The organism is Pelomonas sp. KK5 (genome assembly GCF_001984095.1).
Lineage (GTDB): Bacteria > Pseudomonadota > Gammaproteobacteria > Burkholderiales > Burkholderiaceae_C > KK5.
Genome location: NZ_LYVQ01000102.1, coordinates 1 through 23027 on the forward strand (window position 1 = coordinate 1; position 23027 = coordinate 23027).

22 protein-coding genes are annotated in these 23027 nt (G+C 69.9%); 14 read left to right on the forward strand and 8 right to left on the reverse strand.

What is annotated here, in order from left to right; genetic code table 11:
• Together B0W88_RS16840 and B0W88_RS16845 are read left to right on the forward strand one after the other, a co-directional pair.
• Positions 1-682, forward strand: a 682-nt coding sequence (locus B0W88_RS16840; protein WP_077035805.1) for a YCF48-related protein, incomplete at its 5' end; no start/stop codon positions are given.
• A 9-nt stretch (positions 683-691) separates the two neighbouring features.
• Positions 692-3064: an RND family transporter gene (locus tag B0W88_RS16845; protein ID WP_077035806.1), complete on the forward strand. Its 2373-nt coding sequence runs from the start codon at positions 692-694 to the stop codon at positions 3062-3064.
• Here B0W88_RS16845 and B0W88_RS16850 read toward each other — a convergent pair.
• Complete coding sequence (locus B0W88_RS16850; protein WP_077035807.1) at positions 3052-4203, reverse strand: helix-turn-helix transcriptional regulator; 1152 nt, start codon at positions 4201-4203, stop codon at positions 3052-3054. The genes B0W88_RS16845 and B0W88_RS16850 overlap by 13 nt on opposite strands.
• A gap of 112 nt (positions 4204-4315) precedes the next feature.
• On the opposite strand from B0W88_RS16850, the gene B0W88_RS16855 reads away from it, so the two are divergent.
• The 7 genes from B0W88_RS16855 (at position 4316) to B0W88_RS16885 (ending at position 11263) form a co-directional block, all read left to right on the forward strand.
• Entirely contained in the window at positions 4316-5407 is a 1092-nt protein-coding gene (locus tag B0W88_RS16855; protein ID WP_077035808.1) for an acyl-CoA dehydrogenase family protein, read from the forward strand.
• A gap of 9 nt (positions 5408-5416) precedes the next feature.
• The gene (locus B0W88_RS16860) at positions 5417-6607 is read left to right on the forward strand and encodes an acyl-CoA dehydrogenase family protein (RefSeq protein WP_077035809.1); all 1191 of its coding nucleotides are present in this window, start codon (positions 5417-5419) and stop codon (positions 6605-6607) included.
• 67 nt (positions 6608-6674) lie between these two features.
• Complete coding sequence (locus B0W88_RS16865) at positions 6675-8132, forward strand: NAD(P)/FAD-dependent oxidoreductase (RefSeq protein WP_077035810.1); 1458 nt, start codon at positions 6675-6677, stop codon at positions 8130-8132.
• Positions 8133-8140: 8 nt separating this feature from the next.
• Positions 8141-8932 carry a fumarylacetoacetate hydrolase family protein gene (locus B0W88_RS16870; protein ID WP_083748840.1) on the forward strand — a complete coding sequence of 264 codons (792 nt, stop codon included), beginning with the start codon at positions 8141-8143 and terminating at the stop codon, positions 8930-8932.
• An 8-nt stretch (positions 8933-8940) separates the two neighbouring features.
• Positions 8941-9837, forward strand: coding sequence for an acetaldehyde dehydrogenase (acetylating) (locus tag B0W88_RS16875; RefSeq protein ID WP_077035811.1), 897 nt, complete (start codon positions 8941-8943; stop codon positions 9835-9837).
• A complete protein-coding gene (gene dmpG / locus B0W88_RS16880) occupies positions 9834-10880 on the forward strand; it encodes a 4-hydroxy-2-oxovalerate aldolase (protein ID WP_077035812.1) in 1047 nt (348 codons plus the stop codon). The genes B0W88_RS16875 and dmpG overlap by 4 nt, the downstream gene beginning before the upstream one ends.
• Positions 10877-11263 (forward strand): nuclear transport factor 2 family protein, encoded by a 387-nt coding sequence (locus B0W88_RS16885; protein WP_077035813.1) that lies wholly within the window; start codon positions 10877-10879, stop codon positions 11261-11263. Before dmpG ends, B0W88_RS16885 begins: the two co-directional genes overlap by 4 nt.
• A 234-nt stretch (positions 11264-11497) precedes the next feature.
• On the opposite strand, the gene B0W88_RS16890 is transcribed toward B0W88_RS16885, so the two are convergent.
• From B0W88_RS16890 to B0W88_RS16905, 4 genes are read right to left on the reverse strand one after another with little or no spacing between them, the layout of a single operon-like run.
• Positions 11498-12187 carry a glutathione S-transferase gene (locus B0W88_RS16890; RefSeq protein WP_077035814.1) on the reverse strand — a complete coding sequence of 230 codons (690 nt, stop codon included), beginning with the start codon at positions 12185-12187 and terminating at the stop codon, positions 11498-11500.
• Positions 12188-12218: 31 nt separating this feature from the next.
• Complete coding sequence (locus B0W88_RS16895; RefSeq protein ID WP_077035823.1) at positions 12219-12701, reverse strand: GreA/GreB family elongation factor; 483 nt, start codon at positions 12699-12701, stop codon at positions 12219-12221.
• A gap of 42 nt (positions 12702-12743) precedes the next feature.
• Positions 12744-13661, reverse strand: a complete 918-nt coding sequence (locus B0W88_RS16900; RefSeq protein WP_077035815.1) for a DNRLRE domain-containing protein — start codon at positions 13659-13661, stop codon at positions 12744-12746.
• Positions 13661-14506, reverse strand: a complete 846-nt coding sequence (locus B0W88_RS16905) for a DNRLRE domain-containing protein (protein ID WP_144006806.1) — start codon at positions 14504-14506, stop codon at positions 13661-13663. The genes B0W88_RS16900 and B0W88_RS16905 overlap by 1 nt, the downstream gene beginning before the upstream one ends.
• 124 nt (positions 14507-14630) lie before the next feature.
• On the opposite strand from B0W88_RS16905, the gene B0W88_RS16910 reads away from it, so the two are divergent.
• Both B0W88_RS16910 and B0W88_RS16915 read left to right on the forward strand, forming a co-directional pair.
• Complete coding sequence (locus B0W88_RS16910; RefSeq protein ID WP_077035817.1) at positions 14631-15527, forward strand: PEP-CTERM sorting domain-containing protein; 897 nt, start codon at positions 14631-14633, stop codon at positions 15525-15527.
• 6 nt (positions 15528-15533) lie between these two features.
• Positions 15534-16205: a GNAT family N-acetyltransferase gene (locus tag B0W88_RS16915; RefSeq protein ID WP_077035818.1), complete on the forward strand. Its 672-nt coding sequence runs from the start codon at positions 15534-15536 to the stop codon at positions 16203-16205.
• 25 nt (positions 16206-16230) lie between these two features.
• Here the strand turns inward: B0W88_RS16915 and B0W88_RS16920 are convergent, their stop codons facing one another.
• From B0W88_RS16920 to B0W88_RS16930, 3 genes are read right to left on the reverse strand one after another with little or no spacing between them, the layout of a single operon-like run.
• Positions 16231-16869, reverse strand: coding sequence for a carboxypeptidase-like regulatory domain-containing protein (locus B0W88_RS16920; protein WP_077035824.1), 639 nt, complete (start codon positions 16867-16869; stop codon positions 16231-16233).
• A gap of 11 nt (positions 16870-16880) precedes the next feature.
• Positions 16881-17855, reverse strand: coding sequence for a 5'/3'-nucleotidase SurE (gene surE, locus B0W88_RS16925; protein ID WP_077035819.1), 975 nt, complete (start codon positions 17853-17855; stop codon positions 16881-16883).
• Positions 17856-17905: 50 nt separating this feature from the next.
• Positions 17906-18739: an alpha/beta fold hydrolase gene (locus B0W88_RS16930; protein ID WP_077035820.1), complete on the reverse strand. Its 834-nt coding sequence runs from the start codon at positions 18737-18739 to the stop codon at positions 17906-17908.
• 125 nt (positions 18740-18864) lie between these two features.
• On the opposite strand from B0W88_RS16930, the gene B0W88_RS16935 reads away from it, so the two are divergent.
• The 3 genes from B0W88_RS16935 to B0W88_RS16945 all read left to right on the forward strand — a co-directional run.
• Positions 18865-20058, forward strand: coding sequence for an acyl-CoA dehydrogenase family protein (locus B0W88_RS16935; RefSeq protein WP_077035821.1), 1194 nt, complete (start codon positions 18865-18867; stop codon positions 20056-20058).
• A gap of 2 nt (positions 20059-20060) precedes the next feature.
• Positions 20061-21788: an FAD-binding protein gene (locus tag B0W88_RS16940; protein WP_233151739.1), complete on the forward strand. Its 1728-nt coding sequence runs from the start codon at positions 20061-20063 to the stop codon at positions 21786-21788.
• Positions 21789-22221: 433 nt separating this feature from the next.
• On the forward strand, positions 22222-23027 hold an 806-nt coding region (locus B0W88_RS16945; protein WP_144006807.1), incomplete at its 3' end, for an FAD-dependent oxidoreductase.

The window sequence follows — 23027 nt, forward strand, 5'->3', positions numbered from 1 at the left end:
GGCCGTCGGCCATGACGGCTGGATCCTGCGCAGCGAGGACGGCGGCGCGCACTGGCAGGAGGCCGGCTTCGCTGCCGGCCGCGATCCGCTGCTGGGCGTGGCCGGCGGCGCGGGCGGCGAGCCGATGCTGGCCGTGGGCGCCTTCGGCCAGTTGCTGCGCTCGGAGGACCAGGGCAGGACCTGGACCCCGCAGGACATGACGAAGCTCGCCGACGAACACCACCTCAACGCCGTGGCCGTCGCGCCCGGCGGGCGCGCGCTCGTCGTCGGCGAGGCCGGCACCCTGCTGCGCAGCGAGGACGGCGGCCGCGGCTGGGCCCGCCTGCCGAGCATCTACGAGGGCTCCTTCTTCGGCGTGATGGCGCTGGGCGCCGACGAGTGGCTGGCCTACGGCATGCGCGGCCATGTGTTCCGCACGCGCGACTTCGGCCAGAGCTGGGAAGCGGCCAAGGTGGGGCTGCCGGTCTCGCTGTTCGGCGGCACGCAGCTGGCCGACGGCCGCGTGGTGCTGGTGGGGCAGGGCGGGGCCATCCTCGTGTCGAGCGACCGCGGCGCCAGCTTCTCGGTCGCCCGGGCCGGCGGCGTGCAGAGCCTGGCCGGCGCCGTGGCCACGGCCGGCGGCGGCCTGGTGGTGGGCGGCGAATCGGGCGTGCGCGCGGAGCCGCTCGCCGCCAAGAACTGAGACCTGGACATGAGTGCCTCCAAGAGTTCCCCCCGCTTCGTCGAGCGCTGCGCCGACCTGCTGATCCACTGGCGCCGCCCGCTGCTGGCCGTCTTCATCGGGCTGACGCTGCTGTTCGGCGCCTCCGCCACGCGGCTGACGCTGGACCCGGGCTTCACCAAGATGATCCCGGTGACCCACCCGTACATGAAGACCTTCATCGAGTACGCCAGCACCTTCACCGGCGCCAACCGCGTGCTGGTGGAGCTGCGCTGGAAGGGCCCGGGCGATATGTACAACAAGGCCTTCCTCGACACGCTGCGCAAGGCCACCGACGAGGTCTTCTTCATCCCCGGCGTGTCGCGCTCCGGCGTGCAGTCGCTGTTCACGCCCAACGTGCGCTACATCGAGGTGACCGAGCAGGGCTTCGTCGGCGATGTGGTGGTGCCCGCGCGCTTCGACGGCTCGGCCGAGGCGCTGGCCACCGTGCGGGCGAACGTGCAACGCTCGGGCCAGATCGGCGGCCTGGTGGCCAGCGACCTGAAGGGCGCCCTGGTCCGCGCCGACCTGCTGGACGTGGACCCGCAGACCGGCAGGCCGCTGGACTACCGGCAGCTCTCGGCCAGGCTGGAGGAGGTGCGCATGCGGCTCGGCAGCGACCAGGTCGAGGTCCACATCGTCGGCTTCGCCAAGGTCGTCGGCGACGTGATCGAGGGCCTGGGCAATGTCATCGCTTTCTTCGCCATCGCCTTCGCGATCACCGCGGCGCTGCTCTACGGCTACTCGCGCTCGCTGAAGCTCACCGCGGTGGCGCTGGCGGTGGCGCTGCTGCCGGTGGTGTGGCTGCTGGGCCTGCTGCCGCTGCTGGGCCTGGGCATCGATCCGATGTCCATCCTCGTGCCCTTCCTGATCTTCTCGATCGGCGTCTCGCATGCGGTGCAGATGAGCAATGCCTGGAAGCAGGAGGTGCAGGCCGGCCGCAGCGCCGAGGCCGCCTCGCATGCGGCCTTCCGCAAGCTCTTCGTGCCCGGCGCGCTGGCGCTGCTGACGAACGCGCTGGGCTTCGCCGTCATCATGCACATCGACATCCCGATCGTGCACGAGCTCGGCATCACCGCCTGCCTGGGCGTGCTGCTGATGATCGTGACGAACAAGCTGATGCTGCCGATCGTGCTCTCGCACCTGAAGCTCGGCGGCACGGAGGCGGCGCCGCGCGAAGCCCGCGCCCGCCACCCGCTGTGGTGGGCCGTCTCGGCCTGCGCCGAGCGCCGCGTGGCGCTGTTCGTCTTTGCCGTCTCGCTGGCGCTGCTGGCCATCGGCGCGCTGGGTTCGCGCCAGCTGAAGACCGGCGACGTCGGCAACGGTGCGCCCGAGCTGCGCGCCGACTCCCGCTACAACCGCGACAACGCACAGATCGTCGCCCGCTACGGCGTCGGCGTGGACGTGCTGAGCGTCATCGTCGAGACCCGCGGCTTCGACGGCGACGCCTGCCTGCACTACCCGGTGATGAACGCGATCGAGCGCTTCGAGCTGTTCATGCGCGGCGTGGCCGGCGTCCATTCGGTCAGCAGCGTGACCACGGCCGCGCGGGTGGCCATCGCCGCCAACAACGAGGGCAGCCCGCGCTGGGCCGCGCTGCCGCGCAATGCACAGGCGCTGGCGCAGGGGGCCTCCGGCTTCAATCCCGACGCGGGCCTGAACACCGACGGCTGCAAGGCCATCCAGGTGCTGGTCTACACCCAGGACCACGAGGGCGCCACCATCGCCCACCTGGTGCGCGAGATCGACGGCTGGATCGCCGCCAACCCGGTGCAGGGCGTGAGCTTCCGCCTGGCCGCCGGCAATGTCGGCGTGATGGCCGCGACGAACGAGGCGGTGGAGCATGCGGAAGTGACCATGCTGGTCTCGATCTTCGGCGCCATCGCGCTCCTGTGCCTGCTCACCTTCCGTTCGTGGACCGCGGTGCTGTGCATCATCGTGCCGCTGGCCATCGTCTCCATCCTGTGCAATGCGTTGATGGCCAGCCTGGGCATCGGCCTCAAGGTGGCGACGCTGCCGGTGGTGGCGCTGGGCGTGGGCGTGGGCGTGGACTACGGCATCTATTTGTTCGAGCGCATCCAGCACCACATGGCCGATGGGGAAGACTTCCGCGAGGCCTTCTACCGCGCGATGTGCGAGCGCGGCACGGCGGCGGTGTTCACGGCGCTGACCATGTCCATCGGCGTGGCCACCTGGGCCTTCTCGGCACTGAAGTTCCAGGCCGACATGGGCCTGCTGCTGGCCTTCATGTTCCTCGTCAACGTGTTCGGCGCGATCCTGCTGCTGCCGGCGCTGGGCGCCTGGTTCAATGCGGTCCGACCGGCCGCGCTGCCCGTGAAGGCAGCGGCCACTCAGCCGAGCTGACCGACGCTGTTCAGCACCAGGCGGACCAGCTCCGTCTGGCGCGTCACGCCCATCTTCGAGAAGATCGAGCGCAGGTGCGCACGCGCCGTGTTGCGGCGGATGTTCAGCTGCTCCGAGGCCTCGTCCAGCGTCAGGCCATTGGTCAGCAGCACGGCCAGCGAGGCCTCGGCGTGGGTCAGGTCGAAGAGGCGGCGGATCACGTCGATGGACGGCGAGGCCTTCTGCTCCGCATTGCGCAGGAACACCGCCACCTTGGGCCGGCTCCACGCGTCTTCATGCTCCTCGGCGGGGATGATGCGCACCAGCGCGCCGAGCTTGGCGCGGCCCGAGGGGCGGGTGATCGACATCGCCTCGGCCATCACCGTCTTCTCGCTGGCGTCGCGCGTGCCGGCCAGCGCGGTCTGGATCAGCTTCTGCAGCTGGGTGTTCTCGTTGCCGTAGTCGGCCTTCAGCGCGCCGCCGACCAGGGCGATGCCGTCCTTCTCGTCGAGGATGGCGGTGGCCTCCGAGTTGATCGAGAGGATCACGCCCTTCTCGTCGAGCGTGACCGTGCCGACCTGCATGCTGTCCACCGTGCCGGCGAAGAGCTTGCGTTCGAGCTTGATGTTGCCCATGTGCGAGCACAGGTGGACCGACTGCCGCACATGCGGCATCAGCAGGGCCATCAGCGCCTTGTCGCGCTCGTCGAAGGCCGGCTGGCCGTGGCCACGCGTGACGCGCAGCCGGCAGTCCTCGCCGGGCTCGGAGGGCACCATGTCGCAGGCCAAGATGTGGCGGATGTCCAGCGGCTTCAGGTATTCGAGATAGATCACGCTCTCCAGCCAGACGCGCTCGCCGAGCAGGTCGTCGGCGGTGACGATCCTGCCGCGCGGCAGGTTCTGGAACGGGTCGAGCTGGTAAAAGCGCGAGTCGTAGAGGTCCACGCTCTCGATCTTGCTCGGGCCGGCCAGCACCAGCACGCTGGGCCGATCGGCCGCGGCGGGCCGCAGGATCAGCGTGACGAAGCTGGCCTCCATCAGGCCGCGCAGCTCCTCGACGAAGCTCTTCCAGGGCGGCGTTTCCAGCGGCCCCTGGTAGACGCTCTCGAGCAGGCGCGAATACTCGCCCAGCGGCAGAGGATCGGCGGGGGTGGGGTTCATGCGTCTTGTCTCGGGTGTTCTTGTCGGGGCCAGCAGCCGCTAGTCCCATCAGACGATGACGGAGATGGGCGTGAATCAAAGAATCCGCGCCATCCGATCGAATCACCTGACCATGCATTTTGCACTCACCGACGACCAACTGATGATCAGAAATGCGGCCGAGGCCTTCCTGTCGGAAGCCTGCGACAGCGCTGCGGTGCGACGCGCCGCAGGCCGCATGGATAGGGCGTTATGGCAGCGCATCGCCGCCGAACTGGGCTGGTGCGCCACGGCCATTCCCGAGGACTGCGGCGGCCTGGGCCTGGGCCAGGTGGAGCTGGTGCTGCTGGCCGAGCAGATGGGCCGGCGCCTGCCTTGCGTGCCCTTTCTATCGACGGTGGGGCTGGCGGCCACGGCCTTGATGGAAGCCGGCGGCGGCGAGCGGTGGCTGGCGCAGATCGCGGCCGGCGAGCTGAGCGCCACGCTGGCCCTGGGCGCGCGCGAGGTGAGCCTCGCCGGCTGCGCGATCTGGGCGCGGCGCGAAGGTGAGAGCTGGCTGCTGGACGGCGGCAGCGAGCATGTGCCCGACGGGGCCGATGCCGCGCTGCTGCTGGTCGTGGCGCGCACCGACGACGGTCCGGGCCTGTTCGCGCTTGCTAACGATCATCCCGGACTGACCCGCACGCCGCTGGAGACCTGGGACCTGACCCGCCGCCTCGCCCGCATCGAGCTGGCCGGCGTGCCGGCCCAACGCATCGGCGAGGTCCGCGCGATCGACTTCGAGCGCATCGAGGCGCTGGCCGCGCTGATGCTGGCCGCCGAGCAGCTCGGCGGCGCGCAGCAGTGCCTGGACCTGACGCTGGCCTACTGCAGCGAGCGCAGTCAGTTCGGCCAGCCGATCGCCGGCTTCCAGGCGGTAAAGCACCGCTGCGCGGAGATGATGGTGAAGGTGGAGACCACGCGCTCCGCCGTCTACGGCGCGGCGGCCGTGGCCGATACGAAGCCGCCTACGCGCGAGCTGGTGATGGAGATTGGCGCCGCGAAGGCCCTGGCCAGCGAGGCCTTCTTCTTCTGCGCCCAGGAGGCGATCCAGCTGCACGGCGGCGTGGGCTTCACCTGGGAGTACGACCCGCAGCTCTACTTCAAGCGCGCCCAGGCCGGCAGCCGCTGGCTGGGCACGCCCGAGAGCTGGCGCGAGCGCATCGCGGCCGAACTGATGGAATGAAGCAAGCACATGAGACTCGATTTCACCCCTGACGACGAAGCCTTCCGCGCCGAGGTGGCGCAGTGGATGGACCATCACCTCACCGGCCGCTTCGCCGTGCTGCGGCATCGCGGCGGCCCCGGCGACGACGAGGCCTACCCCGCGCTGCGCAAGGACTGGGAGCGCGAGCTGGCCGCCGGCGGCTGGACCTGCGTGGGCTGGCCGCGCGAGCACGGCGGGCGCGGCCTCTCGATCGAGCAGCAGCTGATCTTCCACGAGGAATACGCCCGCGCCGGCGGCCCCGGCCGCATGGGCCATATCGGCGAAGGGCTGATGGGTCCCACGCTGATCGCGCTGGGCACCGAGGCCCAGAAGGCGCGCTTCCTGCCTGGCATCGCCGCCGGCACCGAGTACTGGTGCCAGGGCTATTCGGAGCCCTCGGCGGGCTCGGACCTTGCCAATGTGCAGACCCGCGCGCGGCGCGACGAGGCCAGCGGCGACTGGGTGCTGCACGGCCAGAAGGTGTGGACCTCCTGGGCGGTCGAATCGCAGTGGATCTTCGTGCTGGCACGCAGCGAGCCGGGCTCGAAGGGCCACAAGGGCCTGAGCTTCCTGCTGGTGCCGCTGGACCAGCCGGGCATCGAGATCCGGCCGATCCGGCAGATCACCGGCGGGGCCGAGTTCAACGAGGTGTACTTCGACGGCGCGCGGGCGCGGGCCGAAGACATCGTCGGCGCGCCCGGCGGCGGCTGGGCGGTGGCGATGGCGCTGCTGGGCTTCGAGCGCGGCGCGTCCACGCTGGGCCAGCAGATGCATTTCATCGACGAGCTGGAGCTGCTCGTCGCCACCGCCAAGGCCAACGGCGCCGCGCGCGACCCGCACCTGCGCGGCCGCATCGCCGGCGCCTGGGCGGGCCTGCGGGTGCTGCGCTACAACGCGCTGCGCATGCTCTCCGGCCCGCAGGACGGCGCGCTGCGCCGCGAGGCAATGATCTACAAGTACTGCTGGTCCAACTGGCACCGCGAGCTGGGCAAGCTCGCGCTGGACGTGCTTGGCGTGGATGGCGACGTGCGCAGCCCCGAGGGCAGCGACCGCAACCGGCTGCAGCAGATGGCGCTGTACGCCCGCGCGGACACCATCTATGCCGGTACCAACGAGATCCAGCTGAACCTGATCGCCGAGCGGGCGCTGGGCATGCCGAAGGCGCCGCGACCGAACTAGCCCATTCGGACGATGCCGCATCGAGGCCGTCTTCTGAGAATGCCCCGGCACTCAGGAGACATTCAAGATGAAGGAAAGAAAGCTTCGCATCGCCGTCATCGGCGCCGGCATGGCCGGCATCCTCGCCGCCATCCGCTTGAAGGAGGCTGGCAAGCATGAGGTGGTGGTGTACGAGAAGGCCGCGCGCATCGGCGGCACCTGGCGCGAGAACAGCTACCCGGGCCTCAACTGCGACGTGCCGGCCCATGCCTACACCTACTCCTTCGCGCCGCATGCCGAATGGAGCAGCTTCCTGGCCCCGGGGCCGGAGATCCAGCAGTACTTCGAGGGCGTGGTCGATCGCCATGGCGTGCGCCCGCTGATCCGCTTCAACAGCGAGATCACGCGCTGCGAGTGGACCGACGGCCGCTGGCAGCTCGAGACCGCCGACGGCCAGCGCGACACGGTCGACGTGCTGATCGCCGCCACCGGCGTGCTGCACCACATCAACCTGCCGCAGATCCCCGGCCTGGACAGCTTCGCCGGCCACGCCTTCCACACCGCCCGCTGGGACCATTCGGTGCAGCTCGACGGCCAGCGCGTCGGCATCATCGGCAACGGCTCGACGGGCGTGCAGATCGTTTCGGCACTGGCTGGCCGCGCCGCGCGGGTGAGCCACATCCAGCGCACGCCGCAGTGGATCATGCCGATGCCCAACGAGCCCTACACCGAGGCGCAGAAGGCGGCCTTCCGGGCCGACCCGAAGCTGATCGACGAGATCCGCTACGGCGAGCCCTATATGGGCCTGGTGCGCCGCTTCACCGATGCGGTGGCCGACCCGACTTCGCCCGCGATGGCCGAGATCGAGGCCTATGTGCTCGGCAACCTCGAGCAGAGCATCGCCGACCCGGCGTTGAAGGAGAAGCTGCGGCCCGACTACCGCGCCGCCTGCAAGCGCCTGATCTACTCGCCCGACTACTACCAGAAGGTGCAGCGCGATGACGTGGAGGTGGTCGTCGGCGGCATCGAGCGCATCGAGCCCGCCGGCGTGCGCATGCGCGACGGCTCGCTGGTGGAGCTGGACGTGCTGGCCCTGGCTACCGGCTTCAAGGCCGACCGCTTCATCCGTCCCGCCGTGGTGAGCGGCCGCGACGGCGCCGACCTCGATGCCTTCTGGGGCGGCACGCCCAGCGCCTACCTCGGCATCTCGATGCCCGACTTTCCCAACCTGTTCATGCTCAACGGCCCGACCGGCCCGGTCGGCAACTTCTCGCTGATCGACATCGCCGAGCGGCAGTGGGGCTATGTGGACCAGTTGCTGGCGCAGCTGGAGCAGGGCGCCTGCCGCGAGATCAGCGTGAGCCGCGCCACGATGGCGGATTACGACCAGCGCCGCATCGCCGCCGCGAAGACGACCGTCTTCGGCTCCGGCTGCCGCAGCTGGTATCTCGACGCCACCGGCGTGCCCACCAGCTGGCCCTGGAACTACGACGCCTTCGCCGAGGCCACGGCCACGGCCAGGCTGGACGAGTACGAGCTTCGCTGAGAACCGTCATGATCGACGCCCGTATCGACCCCCTGGCCCGCGAGCTCTTCGACGCGCTGCGCAGCCGCCGCACGCTCGCCCCGCTGACCGAGCGCGAGCCCGCCATCACCATCGCGCAGGCCTACCAGATCTCGCGCCGCCTGCTGGCGCTGCGCGAGGCCGAGGGCGAGCGCCTGATCGGCAAGAAGATCGGCGTGACCTCCAAGCCGGTGCAGGACATGCTCGGCGTGCACCAGCCCGACTTCGGCTTCCTGACCGACCGCATGCAGCTCGAGGACGGCGCCACGGTGAGCCTCGCCGCGGCCGGCCTGATCCAGCCGCGCGCCGAGGGCGAGATCGCCTTCGTGCTGAAGCGGGACCTGCGCGGCCCCGGCATCACGAAGGACGACGTGCTCGGCGCGACGGACTACGTGCTGCCCTGCTTCGAGATCGTCGACTCGCGCATCCGCGACTGGCAGATCCGCATCCAGGACACGGTGGCCGACAACGCTTCCTGCGGCGTCTTCGTGCTGGGCCGCCAGCGCACGGATCCGCGCGCGCTGGACCTGGCCGCCGTGCGCATGGACATGTTCCGCAACGGCGAGCCTGCCGGCAGCGGCCTGGGCGCGGCGGTGCAGGGCCATCCGGCCGAGGCGGTGGCCTGGCTGGCCAACACGCTGGGCGCCTTCGGCATTCCCTTCCTGAAGGGCGAGGTGATCCTGTCGGGATCGCTGGCGCCCCTCGTGCCGGCCGCGGCCGGCGACCGTTTCCACATGAACATCGAAGGCATGGGCAGCGCGTCCATCGCCTTTTCTGAATAGGAGAAGCAATGACCCGGAGAAAGAAGATCCGCTGCGCCATCATCGGCCCCGGAAACATCGGCACCGACCTGCTGATCAAGCTGCAGCGCAGCGAGTGGCTGGAGCCGGTCTGGATGGTCGGCATCGAGGCCGCGAGCGACGGCCTCCGGCGCGCCCGCGAGATGGGCATCAAGACCACCCACGAGGGCGTGGACGGCCTGCTGCCCCATGTGAAGGCCGACGACATCCGCATCGCCTTCGACGCCACCAGCGCCTATGTGCACGCCGAGAACTCGCGCAAGCTCAATGAGCTGGGCGTGCTGATGATCGACCTGACCCCGGCGGCCATCGGCCCCTACTGCGTGCCGCCGGTGAACCTGAAGGACTACCTCGGCCAGCGCGGTACGACGATGAACGTCAACATGGTCACCTGCGGTGGCCAGGCCACGATCCCGATGGTGGCGGCGGTCTCGCGGGTGCAGGCGGTGAGCTACGGGGAGATCGTGGCGACCGTGTCCAGCCGCTCGGTGGGCCCCGGCACGCGCCGCAACATCGACGAGTTCACCCGCACGACGGCCGGCGCGATCGAGCGCGTGGGCGGCGCGAAGAAGGGCAAGGCCATCATCGTGATCAACCCGGCCGAGCCGCCGCTGATCATGCGCGACACCATCCACTGCCTGACCGAGGAGCCGCCCAAGGCCGCCGAGATCGAGGCCTCGGCGCGCGCGATGGTCGAGGAGGTGCAGCGCTACGTGCCGGGCTACAAGCTGGTCAACGGGCCGGTGATCGACGGTCACCGCGTCTCGGTCTTCATGGAAGTGGAGGGCCTGGGCGACTACCTGCCGAAGTACGCGGGCAACCTGGACATCATGACCGCCGCGGCCGCCCGCACCGCCGAGATGTTCGCCGAGGAGATGCAAGGATGAGCAAGTCCCACCTTCACGGACGGAAGATCACCGTCCACGACATGACGCTGCGCGACGGCATGCACCCGAAGCGCCACCAGATGACGCTGGCGCAGATGCAGGCCGTGGCGCAGGGCCTGGACGAGGCCGGCGTGCCGCTGATCGAGGTCACCCATGGGGACGGCCTGGGCGGCTCCAGCGTCAACTACGGCTTCCCGGCGCACAGCGACGAGGAGTACCTGGGCGCCGTGGTCCCGCTGATGAAGCGGGCCAAGGTCTCGGCGCTGCTGATCCCCGGCATCGGCACGGTGGACCACCTGCGCATGGCGCTGGACCTGGGCGTCAGCACCATCCGCGTGGCCACGCACTGCACCGAGGCCGATGTGTCCGAACAGCACATCGCGCTGGCCCGCCAGCTGGGCCTGGACACCGTGGGCTTCCTGATGATGGTCCACATGAACAGCCCCGAGGGCCTGGTCGCGCAGGCGAAGCTGATGGAGAGCTACGGCGCCAACTGCATCTACCTGACCGACTCGGCCGGCACGATGCTGCCCGAGCAGGTGAAGGCGCGGCTGGCGCCGGTGCGCGCCGCGCTGAAGCCCGAGACGGAGCTGGGCTTCCACGGCCACCACAACCTGGCCCTGGGCGTGGCCAACAGCATCGCCGCGATCGAGGCCGGCGCCAACCGCATCGACGCCGCCGCGGCGGGCCTGGGTGCCGGCGCGGGCAACACGCCGATGGAAGTGTTCGTCGCCGTCTGCGAGCGCATGGGCATCGAGACCGGCGTTGACGTCTTCAGGATCAGCGACGTGGCCGAGGACATCGTCGTGCCGCTGATGGACAACCTGGTGCGCATCGACCGCGATGCGCTGACGCTGGGCTATGCGGGCGTTTACTCGAGCTTCCTGCTGTTCGCCAAGCGGGCCGAGAAGAAGTACGGCATCAGCGCCCGCGAGATCCTGCTGGAGCTGGGCCGCCGCCGGATGGTGGGCGGGCAGGAGGACATGATCGAGGACACGGCGATCACGATGGCGCGCGAGCGCGGGATGGGAGTGCGAGGATGATGAATCAGTCCGACAAGCAGATGCGCGCAGCGCTGCAGGCTTATGTCGATGCCTTGAATGCGAAGGACCTGGCCGGCGTGGTCGATCTCTATGCCGAGGACGCGACGCTGGAGGATCCGGTCGGCGGGCCGGTGCTGCAGGGGAGGGCCGCCATCGAGGCGTTCTATGGCCGCGTGGTGCCGCTGGGCCTCGAGGTGCGCATGGTGGCCGAGCCGCGCGGCTCGCATGGCAACGCGGCGGCGATGGCCTTCGAGGTCGTGGCGCCGACGGCCGAAGGCGGCCGCGCGCGCATCAAGGTGATCGATGTGTTCACCTTCGACGCGGCGGGGAAGTTCACGTCGATGAAGGCGTATTGGGGGCCGGAGGATGTGGGGCTGGCGTGAAGGCGCAGGGCTGCTGAGCGCTTGATTTGCCGAACGGGCCCTGGGGCCCGTTTTTCGTTCGTGGAGGGCGGTAGGCGGTGCGGCTGTTTCGGGCCGGCTGCTGACGATCAGGCCCGGAGGTCCATGTCGGCGGACTCCAAAGGCGGCCTCTCGATACTCGCTAGGGCGGCGTCCGTTTCAGCGCAGACCGGCCACTCGTCTCCAGGGCGAGACTTGATCGACAGCCAGCAAGGGCTAGAGCGACGGAAAGCGATTCGCACCTTCCGCGGGCAACTTGTGCATGCATGCCGCGAACAGCGGGTTGGCGAGCCAGCCGCTCAGCCATGACCGTAGCGACGGCAAGTCCAGCGTTTCAAACCATCCCGGCTCCACGGCGGCGAACTGGCGGACGAAGGGCAACACGCCCAGGTCGGTGGCGCATGGCTTGGCGCCGCCCAGGAAGAGCGCCCGGCGCAGCCGTGCCTCCAGCGGCCGCAGAAGCACATCCACCGCGCTGTCGCGGTGTGCGTCTGGCGCGATGGCCTCACTCGCGTAGCGCTGGGGGTACTTCCAGCGGTCCAGGTGATGCTTGAAGGTGCCGTCATTTCGCCGTACCAGGTCCAGGTTCTCAGGCGACTGCGCACGAGCCCACCAGCCGTGCGCATCGGGTTCGGCCAGTGCCCAGCGCATGATGTCCCAACTCTCGTCGATCACGCCGCCATCGGGTAGTTGCAGCACCGGCACCGTCGCCTTGGGAGACAAGGTCAGCAAGTGTGCCGGCTTGTCGCGCAAGCTGACCTCCACGGCCTCGAAGACCCGCCCGCCTTGCAGTAGCGCCATCCGTGCGCGCATCGCGTAGGGACAGCGGCGAAAGGTGTAGAGCCGCGGCAGCTGTGGATCCGGGAGGGCGAGTGGTACCTGCGGTGCCGGTGTCGATGCTTGCATGGGTACGGTCTTCGTAGCGACGGCCTGCGGCTCAATGAACCCGCAGCACCTCGAACTGCTGCCGGGTTGACGCGATCTGAATCGACAACTCATCGCCTTCGCATTTGCCCAGCATGGCCCTGCCCAGCGGAGCTTCGCTGCTGATGACCTGAACGAGCTGAGCGCCGCTCATCAACTTCATGCTGCCTCCGTCGGGGCCGAGAAAGAGCTGTTGCTGCTTGTCGTCGGAGTCGACCAGGCAGACCAGCGCTCCGAGCTGTATCCCTTTGCTGGCGTCGTAGCAGCGCGGGTGGAACTGACGCCAAATGACAATCGCCTGGCGGATGGCTTCGGCGCGACGGGCTTGGCCGGTTGCCAGGTAAGCGGCTTCAAGACCCAGGGTGTCGTACTTGTTCTCGGCGATGTTCTCTTCGTGAGTCGCCGTCTCATGCGCCACGCGCGCAGCCTGTTCGACTTGCAGGAGGTCGTCGGCGAGCCGTTCCAGCACCTGCTGTCGCAGCAAGAATTTGTCCATGATCAAAGGTAGGCATCTCAAACAAGCGGAGCGCCTTGATTGTCAATGCGTTCGGCGGCAATGAGGGCGGCGTTGCCCTCGACAGCAGTTTCCGCCACCGGGCGCTTGCGACCGCCGCCAACCGAGCATGACGACGAGACCCCCGACGAGCAACACTGCCGCCCCCGGCTCCGGCACCGGCGTCGCCTCGTAGCTGATCTGCAACTGCGGCCGCATCGCGGCATCCGGCCATTCGCTCGAATAGAACGCGCGATGGGTCTGCTTCAGCGTCTCGTCCCGGTTGATCAGGATCCAGCCGTCGTTGGAGGCGGGGTTGTCGAGCCAGCCCTGCACGTCGGAGATCATCAGCGCCGTCGAGCTCCAGGTCTGCGCCGAGCCGAACACGCTGCCCACCGCCCGCGTGCTGCTGGCTTCGGCAACATGGTCGCCGCCAGGCGTGGTCCACGAGACCTGCTGGTAGGCGGACTGCAGCCAGGTGGCGTCGCCGGTGTTGGCCGGGAAGCCCTGGCCCGTGCCGCCCACCGTCGTCGCGTTGGCGCCGGTCGTGCCCTCGCCCCAGTCGCGCGTCAGGCGGAACAGGTCCATCGTGCGCGGGGTCTGGTCGCCCAGGCCGGGCGCGCCGCCGGATCCCGCGACGATGCCGATGTACATCGTCAGCTCCACGGAGGTGACGCGGGCACCGGCGGGCAGGGCCGAGGCGATGTCGAACTCGATCAGCGCGCGGTGCGGCGCGAACTGGCCGTTGCCGCCGGCGAACAGGCCCGGCCCCGCGCCGTTGCTGTGGTCGAACAGGTCCTGGCCGGAGGAGTTCGGCAGCCCCTGGTTCATGCTGGCGCCATAGATCGTGGCGTCCTTGGACGGCGTCAGGGTGATGACGGCGGCGTGGGAGCTCGCGCAGGACAGGAGGCCCAGTGCAGCAGCGACGAGGCCGCGTTTGATGGAGAAGGCACGGCTGATCATCAGGAACCCTCCGCCATGTGCATCCGGCGCCGTAGCGCGATGACGATGACCACCAACCCGCCAGCCAGCAGCGCCGCGCCGGCCGGCTCCGGCACGGCGGCGAGCACATAGCTCACCTGCAGCTGCGGGCGCAGCGCGGTGTCGTCCCAGGCCTGCGTGTAGAAGATCCGGTAGCTGCCGGCGCTCCACTCGTCGGTGTTCAGCAGCGCCCAGCCCTGGTTGGTCGATGGCGCGTCCAGCATCGCCTGCGCGTCGGCCACCATCTGCGGGGAGGACCAGCTGTAGGCGCTGCCGACCGCCTGGCCGACCACGCCGGCCGCGCTCACGGTGGCGGCAAAGTCGCCGCCCGGCGTGGCCCAGGGCTGGCCCTGCTGGTAGCGACGGTCATACCAGGTCGGGCTGGGCGCGATGGCCGGGAAGCCCTGGTCGGTGCCGTCGATCTGCGTCACGCCGAGGCCCGTCGGGCCGTGTGCCCAGTCGGCGGTGATGCGGTGCAGGTCGATCTGGCGCGGCGTCGTGTCGCCGTCCGCGACACCGGCGAGGAACAGCGTCAGCTGCACGTCGGTGATCGTCGCGCCGGCGGGGATGCTGGCGGCCAGGTTGAAGTCGATCAGGCCACGCCGCGGCGAGCCGCTGGCGTCGCCGCCGATGAAGGTGGCCGGGCCCTTGCCGATGCTGTGTCCGGGCTGGTTCTGGAAGAGGGTCGAGACCTTGCCGGCGCCCAGCACGACGGTCGCCGCCGAGGCGTCGGCCGGCGGCACGGCCAGCAGCGCCGCAAGAAGCAGAGGAAGAACAGGGGAAAAGGAAGCGGCGCCCACGCCGCGCGCCCGGAACCGAGCCGTCATCAGCAGTCTCCTTCGGATGGATTGATGTCCTGTATTCGATGTGTTTGTCAATATACAACGCTCGTTGTATCTCACTGTATATTTCGCAAAAGCGTCAACCCTTCACGAAAGTTCGGAGACACCGATGAAGCCATCAGCGATCCCCCTGGCCTGCCTGGGCCTCCTGTGCGCGGCGAGCCCCTGGGCGCAGGCCTACGAGCAGTTGCCGGCCAACCGCAACATCTACGTCAACGTGGCCAACGATGGCGGCGCACGCTACGGCGGCGGCGCGGCCGACACCTACTGGATCAACGCCCCGGGCGGCGGCCTGAACCAGTTGCACATCGCCAACAGCGGCGCCGCGGCCAACGTGTCCGGCCAGGTGACGACGCAGACGATCTCCACCTCGTCGACCTCGGGCAGCTTCTGGGTCACCACGACGGGCGGCCGCGGCTACAACGACGACATCGTGCTGGCCTTCTCGATGACCGGGCCGGTGTCCAGCGATTTCAGCCTGTCCATCAAGTCCAGCGGCTACCAATGGGACGCCGGCACGACCCTGCCGTCGACACTGAGCTACGTGGCGGGCGCGGTCGACGAGACCTTCACCGGCGCCGATCTGCGCTATGGCCCGAACGCCGCCAAGCCCGGCCCCGGCGACGGCTGGACGCTGCCGTTCTGGTCGGGCGAGGATCTCTCCGATCCGGCCAACCAGCAGGTCCTGATGTTCATCGACCTGAACCTGGGCAACACGACGGACCGCAGTGCCATCGATGCGGGGAGCGTGAAGGTCGAGTTCCAGCTCACCGGGCTGTATGGCGCGCATGCGTCCTTCAACGCCTATGCCTTCGCGATGGCCGCCAACGTCGCCGACGCGTCGATCAACTGGACCAACCGCGTCAGCACGAATCTCGCGGAGGTCGGCCAGAGCGGCTATTCGATCATCTCGACGGCGCAACCCGTGCCGGAGCCGGCGAGCGGGGCGCTTGCCTTCCTCGGGCTGGGCATTGTTGCCCTGCGTCTGCGAGGGCGGCGACTATAGTCGCGCATGCCCATTTCCAGATCCACTCTCGAGACCTTCGCGGCCTGGTCCCGCGGCTGGGCGATCACGCGACAGGTGGCCCCGCCGGTCACGCATGGCGACGGCCTGCGGATCGAGGTGGGGCAGCCGCTGCACGTCGCCCGCTACCTCTTTGCGCATGCCTCCTCGCCCGTCCTGCGCGATCTCGGCGCCACGATCACCGAGCCCTGGGTCTTCCTGAAGGCCTGCGCGGAAGCCGGGGAACTGCGCTCGCTGCTGCCCGGCCACTGGGAGATGCAGCCGGACGGCTTCATGATGCGCTGCGACGACACGCCGTTTCCCGGTGCCGGCGCGCTCCCGGCGGGCTATGTGATCGAGCTCGATGACGATGGCGCGGCCACCGGCCGTGCCCATGTGCGGGTGCTCTCGCAGGACGGCGCGCTGGCGGCCTCCGGCCACCTCGCGCTGGACGAACGGCTGGCCATCTACGACCGCATCGTGACCGAGCCCGCGCACCAGCGGCGCGGCCTCGGGCGCGCGGTGATGCACGCGCTGCAGGCCGTGGCGCACAGGCATGGGCGCCACGGCGGCGTGCTGGTCGCCACGCCCCAGGGCCGCGGGCTCTACGAGTCTCTCGGCTGGCAGATGCTCGCGCCGTGGGCGACCGCGGTCATTCCCGGCCCGGCCGCCGGGGCCTGAGCCTGCCGGAGGTGGCGGGCCCTGTTCAGGAACAGCTCTCGTCCACCGCGCACAGCCCGCGCCGCGAGACGTCGCCCATCAGGTCCAGCGCCGCCTGCCCCTTGACCTGAAGGCCGAGGGCATCCAGGGCCAGGTCGTGCGCATCCTGCGCGCTGCCGGCCACCAGCCGGGTCTGTGCCCATTGCACAGGCACCGCGGATGGATCGATGTCCACCCCGGCGCCATCGCGCAGCGCCGCGAGCACGGCCGCTTCCGCCGCCGCCACCGCGCCCGCGTCCAGGCCCTTCGCATCGGCCTCGCTGAAGCCGTCGAACACGCCGGCTGGCGCCCGCCCCAGCAACTTCCACAAGGCCAGCTCGGTCAGCGGCGTGCAGTTGACGATGCGCCCGTTGAGCAGCAGGCCGTGCAGGCGCTGCGCGTTGGCGGTGCAGCGCACCATCACGGGCCCGGCCGGCACCTCGTCCAGCGTGAAGCGGCCCTGGGCATCGCTGGTGGCGGCGTGCCGCCCGCCCAGTGCATCGCGTAGTTCGACGCTGGCACCGTCCAGCGCCGCGCCCACGGCCGCCGTGCCCGTCACCGGCTCCGCGCCGCCGCCGAGGCAGCCTGCCAGCGACAGCAGCGCGGCGATGGAGAACAACTGTCGAGTCGTCTTCCTTTTCTTCATCGTCATGCCCCTCACGGCGCCAGCGCCGCCAGATCCTTGCGTGCCCGGTTGAACAGCCCGCGCTGCAAGGGCGTCGGCCGGAAGTCCACCGTGATCGGCGAGATGGTCACGTAGTTGGCGACGAAGGCCGGCGTCTCCGCGAACTTCGCCAGCTCCGCGGGCTCGGCCGGCACCGGGCCGACGTTGATCGCCACCGAGCCGTCGGCGTTGCGCGAGTAGGCGGTGCCGAAGGAGTCGGTCACGCCGGGCGCGGTCAACTTCACGCCCAGCGGCATCTGCGTGCCGGGCAGGGCGGGGTAGTTGAGGTTGAGCGGCTGGGTGGCCGTCAGCAGCGGCTCGCCGGCCTTGCGTTGGGTGTCGAGCTTGGCGAGCAGGCGCACCAGGAAATCGGCCGCCTTCGGGAAGCTGGCGCTTGTGCTCGGGAAGCCGGTGGCGGCCTCGGCGAAGTTCACGCCCACGCTGATCGCGATGGCCGGCACGCCCTGGCGCGCCGCGTAGAGCGCGTTCATCACCGTGCCGGAGTGCGGGATCGAGTCCGACAGGTTCTGGCCGTAGTTGGCGCCGGAGACGACCAGGTCCGGCGTCATGCCCGCTTCCTTGGCGAGGACCTTCAGGCCCATCGCGGTGGCGTCCACCGGCGAGCCGGAGCCGATGTAGTTGGCGTTCGTGCTGTCGAGCGCGGTGCCGGCCACGAAGGCGGGCTTGACGCGGTAGACGCAGTACACATCGGTGGCGCCGGTCAGCGGCTGGATGACCAGCTTGGTGCTGCGGTCGGGCACGGCGTAGGCGGCGCCCGAGCCGCTCTGGTTGCTGGCCGGGCCGACGGTGATGACGCGGTGGCCGGCGGCGAGCAGGGCCGTGCGCACGGCCGTGATGCCCGGCGCGGCGCAGCCGTCGTCATTGCTCAGCACGATGTTGAGCGCGTGGGACGGGCCGGCGAGGGCCAGGGCCGCGAGGCCGAGGCACAGATGGACACGATGGGTCACTGAAGTCTCCTGTTGTCGTTGTAGAGAGAGAAGAAAGCTGTCAGCTGAGTTCAGCCGTTAGCGAGGAAATCCAGGCACTGCCGGTTGAACAGCCCGCGGTGCTCCACCTGCACCCAGTGGCCACAGCGGTTGAGCATCACGATGCGCGCCTCGGGGCAATGGGCCAGCAGCTTGGCCGCGCCGCCGGGCGGGGTGAACTGGTCGTTCACGCCCCAGAAGCCGAAGACCGGGCAGCGCAGCTCGTGCAGGCGTCCGGTGAGGTTCGGGATGTTCATCGGCGAGCGCGCGGCCTGGGTCTGGATGGCGGCGATCGGCGCGCGCTCGGCGATGGTCTGCTCGCTGAGCAGGCTCGCGTCGAACAGCTGCAAGCGCATCACCTCGCGGATCGCGTCGGCGCCGGTGAGCCCCTTCTTGTAGACATCGAACATCGCGACGATGCCCGGCATCGCGAAATAGGCTGGCAGTTCCTCGATGCCACCGGGTGCCATCAGTACCAGGGCCTTCACTTCGTCGGGCGAGGCCAGCGCATAGCCCAGCGCGATCGCCCCTCCCAGGGAATTGCCGAGCAGCGTGACCTTCTTCAGTCCCAGCGCATCGACCAGGCCCTTCACGCCCTTGACGAAGAAGTCGAGATCGAACTGCGCCACCTCGGGTTTGCTGGACAGCCCGTAGCCGAGCAGGTCCGGCACGATGACCCGATGCCCGGCCGCGGCGAAGGCCGGGTAGTTGCCCTTGAAGTTGCTGTAGCCGCTGGCGCCGGCGCCGGAGCCGTGCAGCAGGATCAGCGCTTCGTCGGCATCGGCCGGGCCGGCCTCGTGATAGTGGATGTGCAGGCCATCGCCGATATCGGCGAAGTGGCCGACGGGAATGGGGGAACGCTCCATGTCGCTGGTCTCCTTGTGTGCAGCGCATCGTCGTCAGCGGGCCATGCGTTCACATCGTCCGCTCGGACGATGAGCCGCGCGGGCCGCGCCGGGACACTGCGGCCACACAAAGGAGACAAGCATCCATGGGCCATCCCGACTACCTGACCCCCGAGGCGCTGGACGTGATCGCGAAGGCGCGCGCCCTCGTCCCCGTGCTCGCCGAGCGCGCGGCGGCCGCCGAAGCCGCCGGCCGCGTACCGCAGCAGACCATCGACGACCTCAAGGCCGCCGGCCTGTTCCGCGTGCTGCAGCCGAAGCTGTGGGGCGGGCTGGAACTGGACCCTCGCGTGTTCTACGCGGTGCAGATGACGCTGGCCGAAGGCTGCATGTCCACCGCCTGGATGTACGGCGTGATCGGCGTGCACAACTGGCAGCTCGCGCTGTTCCCCAAGGCCGCGCAGGATGAGGTCTGGGGCCGCGACACGTCCACGCTGATCGCCTCCACCTACATGCCGGTGGGCAAGTGCGAGCGGGTGGACGGCGGCTGGCGCATGTCGGGCCGCTGGAGCTTCTCGAGCGGCTCCGAGCACTGCCAGTGGATCTTCCTCGGCGCGCTGCTGCCGCGCCGCGACGGCCAGCCCGGCATCGAGCACGCGACGATGCTGCTGCCCCAGGGCGACTTCCGCATCGAGAAGAACTGGGACGTGCTGGGCCTGCGCGCCACCGGCAGCCATGACATCGTGGTCGAGAACGCCTTCATCCCCGACCACCGCACCCAGCGCACCAACGACTACAGCGACGAAGGCTGCCCCGGCCGCGTGGACCACACGAGCTGGCTCTACCGCATCCCCTTCATCCAGGTCTTCCAGCGGGCGGTGTCCTCGGCCTGCATCGGCGCGCTGGACGGCGCCATCCATGAGTTCCGCCGCCGCGCCGCCGCGCACGTCGGCAAGCACGGCAACAAGACGGCCGAGGACGTCAACGCCCAGCTCGCCGTGGCCGAGGCCATGATGGCCACCGACCAGCTGCGCCTGGTGCTCAACCGCAACTTCGCCACCATCGTGGACAACGCCAGGCACGGCGGCCGCGTGATGCCGGTGGAGGAGCGGCTGCTGCAGCGCGCGCAGTCTGCGGCGGTGCCCAAGGTGTGCAGCCAGCATGTCAACGAGCTGCTGCGCTGCCAGGCCGGCTCGGGCGTCTACAAGAGCAATCCGGTCGAGCGCATCTACCGCGACATCAACACCGCCCGCGGCCACTACGCCAACAACGCCGACGCCTATGCCCGCGCCCATGGCGGCGTGATGCTGGGCCTGCCGAACACCGACCCCTTCGTCTGATCATGGAACACAGCTACGACCTGGTCGTCGTCGGCTCGGGCGCGGGCGCGCTGCTGGCGGCGGTGCGCGCGGCTGACGAGGGGCTCTCGGTGCTGGTGGTCGAGAAGACCGGCCTCGTCGGCGGCACCTCGGCCATCTCCGGCGGCGGCATCTGGATCCCCGCCAACGAGCAGATGCCGGCCCTGGGCCTGAAGGACAGCATCGACACCGCCTACGCCTACCTGAAGGCCTGCGCCCGCGGCCTGGCCAGCGACGACCGCGTGCTGGCCTATGTGGAGACGGCGCGCCTCATGGCCCGGTATCTCGGCGAGATCGGCGTGCCCTTCCGCGCGATGCCGCGCTATGCCGACTACTACCCGCATCTCGCCCACTCGCTGCCCGGCGGCCGCACGATGGACCCGGTGGACTTCGACGCCGCCCGCCTGGGCCTGGCCGACCTGGCCCTGATGCGCGACACCAACCCCGGCCAGAAGATGCTGGGCCGTTTCCTGATCAGCGCCTTCGATGCGCGCGTGCTGGCCGCGCGCGAGCCCGGTGCCAACAAGCTCTTCGTCAAGCTGCTGCTGCGCTACTGGCTGGACCTACCCTGGCGCTTCAAGACCCGGCGCGACCGCCGCCAGACCGGCGGCCAGGCGCTGGTCGCCGGCCTGTTCGCCGCGCTGCGCCAGCGCCGCAACATAACGCTCTGGCTCGACGCACCGATGCGCTCGCTGCAAACGGACGGTGCCGGCCGCGTCACGGGCATCGTCGTGCAGCGCAAGGGGCGCGACGTGAGCGTGCGCGCGGCCAAGGCCGTGCTGCTGGGGGCCGGTGGCTTCGAGCGCAACCCGGCCATGCGCGAGCAGCACCTGCCCAAGCCGACCGACGCGGCCTGGACGGCCACGCCGGTCGGCGCCAATACCGGCGATGCGATCCGAGCGGGCGCAGACGTGGGCGGGGCCCTGCACCTGATGGCCCACAGCTGGGGCGTGCCGACCCTGGCCGTGCCCGGCGAGGAGAAGTTCCGCGGCGTCTTCGTCGAGCGTTCCTTCCCCGGCTGCATGGTGGTGAACCAGCGCGGCGAGCGCTTCGTCAACGAGTCCGGCCCGTATCCGGAGTTCCAGCAGGCGATGTTCGCCAACCACGCGAAGACCGGCGGCGCGATCCCCGCCTGGGTGGTCTTCGACGGCAAGTTCCGCCGCAAGTACGCGATGGGCCCGCTGCTGCCCGCCATCGCGATGCCCGACAGCAAGCTGCCCGCCGAATGGCTCAACCGCCTCTACTGGCGCGCCGACACGCTGGACGAGCTGGCCCGTCGCATCGGCGTCGATCCTGCGGGCCTCGTGGCCAGCGCGGCGCGCATGGGCGAGTTCGCGCGCAGCGGCGTCGATGCCGACTTCGGCCGCGGCGGCAATGTCTTCGACCGCTACTACGGCGACGACAGCGTGCAGCCCAACCCCAACCTCGCGCCGATCGCCAAGGCGCCGTTCTACGCGATGAAGTTCTACCCCGGCGACATCGGCACCAAGGGCGGCCTGCTGACCGACCGCGACGCGCGGGTGCTCGACACCGCCGGCGCGCCGATCGAGGGGCTCTACTGCGTGGGCAACAACGCGGCCTCGGTGATGGGCCCGTCCTATCCCGGCGCGGGCTCGACGCTGGGGCCGGCGATGACCTTCGCCTACCGCGCGGTGGCGCACATGGTCGATCGGCCGATCGCGCTGGAGCGCACGGACTTGCTGGATGCGTGAGATGAATCCTTCAAGCACACGCCGGCACTGCCGCCAGCCGTTCGTCCTGAGCCACTTCGACAAGGCAGAGGCTTCGACAAGCTCAGCCCGAACGGTTCTCGTTCCATTGCCTGAAGTGAAACACGCCGCTCAAACCCGAGTGCAGCCCCCCGCCCCGTTCGGGCTGAGCCTGTCGAAGCCCTGGTCGCGCACGGCCCTTCGACAAGCTCAGGGCGAACGGCTGGGGGCGTGTTTCATGCGTCGCGGGTGGTGCGCGGCAGCGAGGACAACTGAGATGAAACCGCTAGGCGCATGCGGGCATGTCCGCCAGCCATTCGTCCTGAGCCTGTCGAAGGACTGCTTCGACAAGGCCCAGGCTTCGACAGGCTCAGCCCGAACGGGGGCTGTCTCATCGCCTCCGGGTGGCGCAATCGCGCCGTGATTGGCTGAAGCGATGGACCAGACGAGCATCACGCCCATCTCCCCGCCGCTGCAGATCGCCTCGCCCGATGCGCTCGCCTGGGACGACGCGGCCGACGTGATCGTCGTCGGCTGGGGCGCGGCGGGCGCCTGCGCGGCGCTGGAGGCGCGGGCCGCCGGAGTCTCGGTGCTGGTCGTCGACCGCTTCCAGGGCGGCGGCGCCAGTGCGCTCTCGGGCGGCGTCGTCTATGCCGGCGGCGGCACGCGCCAGCAGCGCGAGGCCGGTGTGGCGGACAGCCCCGCGGCCATGGCCGACTACCTGCGCCACGAGGTGCAGGACGCGGTGAGCCCGGCCACACTGCAACGCTTCTGCGCCGACAGCGCGGCCAACCTCGAATGGCTGGAGCGCCAGGGCGCGCGCTTCGGCGCGACGCTGCCCGAGCACAAGACTTCCTACCCGCCCGATGGCGTCTTCCTCTACCACTCGGGCAACGAACTGGTGGCCGGCTACCGGGGCGCCGAGCCACCTGCGCCGCGCGGGCATCGCGCGGTGGCGAAGGGGCAGTCGGGTGCGGCGCTGTTCGAGGCCTTGCGCACGGCCACGCAGCGCAGCGGCGCGCGCACGCTCACGCAGGCGGCCGTGCGGCGGCTGGTGCGGGCGGGCGAGCGGATCGTCGGCGTCGAGGTGTGGTGCCTCAGTGGCGAGGCGGCGCGCGAGCATGCGGCCTTGAATCGACGCATCGAGCGCTGGCGCCTGCTGCGCCCGGCCCGCTGCCAGCGCTGGCGCGACGAGGCGGCGGCGCTGGAGCGGCAACACGCGGTGCCGCGGCTGCTGCGGGC

Excerpts from the sequence above, each read along its gene's own strand:
- B0W88_RS16940 (WP_233151739.1), top strand. The coding sequence starts at position 20,061 with ATGGAACACAGCTACGACCTGGTCGTCGTCGGCTCGGGCGCGGGCGCG.
- dmpG (WP_077035812.1), top strand. The coding sequence starts at position 9,834 with ATGAGCAAGTCCCACCTTCACGGACGGAAGATCACCGTCCACGACATG.
- B0W88_RS16920 (WP_077035824.1), bottom strand. The coding sequence starts at position 16,869 with ATGAAGAAAAGGAAGACGACTCGACAGTTGTTCTCCATCGCCGCGCTG.
- B0W88_RS16910 (WP_077035817.1), top strand. The coding sequence starts at position 14,631 with ATGAAGCCATCAGCGATCCCCCTGGCCTGCCTGGGCCTCCTGTGCGCG.
- B0W88_RS16890 (WP_077035814.1), bottom strand. The coding sequence starts at position 12,187 with ATGCAAGCATCGACACCGGCACCGCAGGTACCACTCGCCCTCCCGGAT.
- B0W88_RS16875 (WP_077035811.1), top strand. The coding sequence starts at position 8,941 with ATGACCCGGAGAAAGAAGATCCGCTGCGCCATCATCGGCCCCGGAAAC.
- B0W88_RS16885 (WP_077035813.1), top strand. The coding sequence starts at position 10,877 with ATGATGAATCAGTCCGACAAGCAGATGCGCGCAGCGCTGCAGGCTTAT.
- B0W88_RS16850 (WP_077035807.1), bottom strand. The coding sequence starts at position 4,203 with ATGAACCCCACCCCCGCCGATCCTCTGCCGCTGGGCGAGTATTCGCGC.
- B0W88_RS16900 (WP_077035815.1), bottom strand. The coding sequence starts at position 13,661 with ATGATCAGCCGTGCCTTCTCCATCAAACGCGGCCTCGTCGCTGCTGCA.
- B0W88_RS16855 (WP_077035808.1), top strand. The coding sequence starts at position 4,316 with ATGCATTTTGCACTCACCGACGACCAACTGATGATCAGAAATGCGGCC.
- B0W88_RS16860 (WP_077035809.1), top strand. The coding sequence starts at position 5,417 with ATGAGACTCGATTTCACCCCTGACGACGAAGCCTTCCGCGCCGAGGTG.
- B0W88_RS16905 (WP_144006806.1), bottom strand. The coding sequence starts at position 14,506 with ATGACGGCTCGGTTCCGGGCGCGCGGCGTGGGCGCCGCTTCCTTTTCC.
- B0W88_RS16845 (WP_077035806.1), top strand. The coding sequence starts at position 692 with ATGAGTGCCTCCAAGAGTTCCCCCCGCTTCGTCGAGCGCTGCGCCGAC.
- B0W88_RS16870 (WP_083748840.1), top strand. The coding sequence starts at position 8,141 with ATGATCGACGCCCGTATCGACCCCCTGGCCCGCGAGCTCTTCGACGCG.
- B0W88_RS16935 (WP_077035821.1), top strand. The coding sequence starts at position 18,865 with ATGGGCCATCCCGACTACCTGACCCCCGAGGCGCTGGACGTGATCGCG.
- B0W88_RS16895 (WP_077035823.1), bottom strand. The coding sequence starts at position 12,701 with ATGGACAAATTCTTGCTGCGACAGCAGGTGCTGGAACGGCTCGCCGAC.
- B0W88_RS16865 (WP_077035810.1), top strand. The coding sequence starts at position 6,675 with ATGAAGGAAAGAAAGCTTCGCATCGCCGTCATCGGCGCCGGCATGGCC.
- B0W88_RS16915 (WP_077035818.1), top strand. The coding sequence starts at position 15,534 with ATGCCCATTTCCAGATCCACTCTCGAGACCTTCGCGGCCTGGTCCCGC.
- B0W88_RS16930 (WP_077035820.1), bottom strand. The coding sequence starts at position 18,739 with ATGGAGCGTTCCCCCATTCCCGTCGGCCACTTCGCCGATATCGGCGAT.